The 3234-nt window shown below is 38.2% G+C and carries 2 protein-coding genes and 1 tRNA gene; all 3 read right to left on the bottom strand.

What is annotated here, in order from left to right; all coding sequences use genetic code 11:
* Positions 1-252 precede the first annotated feature (252 nt).
* Positions 253-326: transfer RNA gene (locus E1140_RS01005), tRNA-Thr, on the bottom strand.
* Positions 327-393: 67 nt separating this feature from the next.
* Positions 394-2508 carry a DUF349 domain-containing protein gene (locus E1140_RS01000; protein ID WP_155178108.1) on the bottom strand — a complete coding sequence of 705 codons (2115 nt, stop codon included), beginning with the start codon at positions 2506-2508 and terminating at the stop codon, positions 394-396.
* Between the two features lie 46 nt (positions 2509-2554).
* Positions 2555-3130 (bottom strand): YqgE/AlgH family protein, encoded by a 576-nt coding sequence (locus tag E1140_RS00995; protein WP_155178106.1) that lies wholly within the window; start codon positions 3128-3130, stop codon positions 2555-2557.
* Positions 3131-3234: the final 104 nt, after the last annotated feature.

Raw genomic sequence — 3234 nt, 5'->3', positions numbered from 1 at the left:
ATTCATTAATTGAGGTAAATAAAGGTGGTTCATTTAAATTACCTGTTAAATTATTATTCTATAATAATAACATCATTATAGTAAACCTCTAAGCAGAATTTAATTAATCTAAACTGCTTTTGACTTTATAAGTGAATCAGGTAAGTAGATTGTGCAAATGGCTAATTGCGTTCTTAACAGGATCAATGGAAAGAAAAAGGCAATAAAAAACCCTTCTAGTATCTCTAGAAGGGTTTTGAAGTGATTTGTTTGAGCCCCCAGTCGGATTCGAACCAACGACCTACTGATTACAAGTCAGTTGCTCTGGCCAGCTGAGCTATGGGGGCTTTTGCGTTTAGCGAGTGCAAATTTAATCGTACACTTTTTAAAACCAAACATCTGCCAGAAAAAATATTAGATACTTCTAACAATTTTTAACTGATGCTTCAAACCCTTCAATTCTGTAGTAGCTGCTTTGATTTTAGAGTTGTATTCTTCCTTCATTTTATCAGCTGTTTTTGAGTCAGCGAAAAATTCAAGATTGTTTTTCCATAGAGCAATATCATTTTCCAACTGTCCTATTTGTTTTCTTATCGTTTGCTCTTTTCTGTAGATTTTCTCGCCAGAGTTTGGTCCCTGAACAATCTTATTAATTTGGTTCTCAAGCCTTATCTGCTGGCGCTCCTCATTGGTAATACCTTCAATGCTATTGATAAACTTATCAACGGCCTCGGAGTAAGCACTTTTGATCTTAGACATGCTGGCCTTAGGAACAAAACCAATATCATTGAACTTAGACTGTAGCTCTCTGAATTTGTCTAAATCAGAGTTCTTATCTTTTGCCAACTGCTCTATCTCTGCGCATATCTTTTGTTTAGCCTCAAGATTGCCAACATAAGCTTTTTCAACTTCTCCCAGGTTAGCACGCTTCTGCTCAAAGAAATGGTCACAGGCAGCCTTAAATTCACGATAAACGGACTCTCTGTATTTCTCAGGAACCGGACCTACCTCTCGCCACTCACTTTGAAGCCTTTTATAGTCATTAGCGGTCTTCTGCCAATCAGTACTGTCCTTCATGGCCAGCGCTCTTTCAAGCAATTCTTTCTTCTTCACAAGATTATCCTCTCGCATAGAATCTAATCTCTTAAAGAAGTTGCCTTTGTTATTATAGAAAGTTTTGAATGCCGACCAGAAGTTTCTGTTTACCTCTTTGGCTTTCGCTCTTGGCAAACCACCAGTGGCCTCCCACTGCTCCTGAATCTTCTGAAGATCTTTAGTCTTTTTATTCCATTCTTTGATTCTGTCAGAATCGAAGGTGGTAAATTCCTGAACTTTCTCAGTCAGTTCTTCTTTGATTTTTAAATTGGCTTCAAGCTCTTCTTTTAATTCTTCTATATAGCCTTTTCTGAGATCGTAGACAGCATCAGAGGCGGTTTTAAATCTATTCCAAAGTGCTTCACGCTCTTCATTGGGCACAGGGCCGATATGTTTGAATTCATGATGTAGCTCATTAAGTTCTTTAATGGCTTCACTCACATTTTCGGTTTTTGCTAAAGCCTCAGCCTTTTCGCACAACTCAAGCTTAGATTCAAGATTTTTCTTTCTGTCCAGCTCTTTAAGCTCAAAGTAAATACTGCGGTTATCATAAAAACGATTGACAAGGGCATTGTAATTAGCCCAAAGGGTTTTAACATAAGCACCAGGTATCGGGCCTACATCTCGCCATTCCTTTTGAATTTCCTTAAATGCATCATAACTGAAGTTGGTATCTTCAGAATCTACATACTCTCTAAGCTTCTCTAATATCTCTTCTTTCTTCTTAAGATTAGCTTCTTTACGGTGTTCCTGATCTTTAGAATATTGAACTTTATGATCACGGATTAATTTGAAGTTGGCCTCAAAACGATCTATAAGTTCATCGTTTTTAAAGCTAAAATCAGCTTCTTCACCACCATCAGCAATAAACTTGCTTAATGCAGCATCTCTTTCTTTATTTTTGATTTCGTCAAAATAAGGCTTTATCTGACGGGCTACTTTATCAGCCTTGAGCACATTATTGTCTTGCGACAATGAGCGAATTAACTCTACGAATTGCTCTTTAGTAAATTCACTATAATCCACCTCTTCATGTTCGTCATGATCATCGTCATGCTCATCATGATCGTCCTTCTCTGCCAAATCTTCTTCAGAGGTTAATTCCTTTTTAGAGCTTTTTGAGGTAGTCGATTCATCTGCGCTCGCTTCTACTTCAGATGCACTTTCTATTACATCATCTTTTTCTGGCTCAACAGATGGTTTTTCTTCTGTTTTCTGTTCAGGTTGATCAACTGCTTGATCATCATGATTGCTTTTACCAGACAAATCCTCTTCTGAGGTTAGTTCTTTTGTAGAGTCTTTTGGGGTGGTTGATTCATCTGCGTTAGCTTCTACTTCCGTTTCGCTCACTTTTACATCGCCATTTTCAGGCGCAACAGATGGTTTTTCCTCGATTCCCTGCTCCTCTGCATTAATTTCCTTCTCGTTATCCATCATATACCGTTTACAACATCATTAACCGTAAAATTAGTAAATTCATTCAATTAAGTCTTGGGTCAGTGGGATAATTTGAATATACATCATATCGCCCTCCTAAGCCTTTTAGAACCCTTTTCCAAAGTTGATCTAAGTCTTGCTCAAAAACAATCTCCGCTGAAGCATGCGGGGTAACTATCCAGGAGTTTGCTTCTAGCTCCTCCTCTAGTTGCCCCTCTGACCAGCCCGAATAACCCACAAAAAACTTAAAGTCTTCAGGATTAATCTGCTTTGAATCAATTAAGATCATCAACTGCTCAAAATTGCCACCCCAATAGAGTCCGTTTCCTAAGTCCTGACCACCTTCTAAATAAGGCGCCTTATGAATGAAGTGCAAAGTATCTTGCTGAACGGGGCCGCCTATGTGCACCGGCTCACTAAAATTTTTTACGTCTTCAATGATATCGTCTAAATTAACCGCACTCACTTTATTAAGAACGAAACCAAAAGAGCCATCTTCATTATGCTCGCAGAGCAACACAACGGTGCGCTCGAAGTTAGGATCGGGCAAAAACGGCTCTGAGATGAGCAGCCTACCCTTTTGTGGTGTTAGATCGTTCTTAAATTTGAAAAAATCCATTAATGCAGTGCGGGTTTTAACGGTTGACGATACAATATGGTTGATTCTATTTCATTTAATTCCTTCAATCTATCATATACCTCTTTTTCATCAAAATAAATCAA

Source organism: Fulvivirga lutimaris (assembly GCF_009711525.1).
Classification (GTDB): domain Bacteria; phylum Bacteroidota; class Bacteroidia; order Cytophagales; family Cyclobacteriaceae; genus Fulvivirga; species Fulvivirga lutimaris.
This window is presented reverse-complemented; position numbering and strand designations above follow the sequence as displayed.

Coding starts and splice junctions, on each gene's coding strand:
- E1140_RS01000 (WP_155178108.1), bottom strand. CDS start 2,508: ATGGATAACGAGAAGGAAATTAATGCAGAGGAGCAGGGAATCGAGGAA.
- E1140_RS00995 (WP_155178106.1), bottom strand. CDS start 3,130: ATGGATTTTTTCAAATTTAAGAACGATCTAACACCACAAAAGGGTAGG.